Genomic DNA, 331 nt, shown 5'->3' on the forward strand with positions numbered 1-331 from the left:
TGGCGCCGGGAAAGCCCTTCGCGCCCTTCGGGCCCATGCCCCTGCCGCGGGCACGCCTGACGGTCGCCGCGCCCGAACTGGCACGCAAGCAGCCGTCGCAGCTGCGCCTGTGTTTCCACTGGACCGGGCTGCCCCTGCCGCCGGAGACCTTCGCCAGCCATTATGCGGGCTACGCGCCCAAGCTGAGCGAGACCGATTTTCGCGCAAGCCTGGCGCGCAGCGACGGGGTGAGTTGGCATCCGCTGCCGGTGCAGGGGCCTGGCGTTGCGCGCCCGGAGAGGGACGCGCCGCTCTTTGGGATCGATGCCAAGGGCGGCGTGGCCACCGAGAC

At 72.2% G+C, this 331-nt stretch carries 1 protein-coding gene; it reads left to right on the forward strand.

Features of this window, described 5'->3' with window-relative positions:
* On the forward strand, positions 1-331 hold a 331-nt coding region (locus E0702_RS19140), incomplete at both ends, for a hypothetical protein (protein ID WP_165927573.1).

Source organism: Halomonas marinisediminis, assembly GCF_004347715.1.
Taxonomy (GTDB): Bacteria; Pseudomonadota; Gammaproteobacteria; order Pseudomonadales; family Halomonadaceae; genus Halomonas; species Halomonas icarae.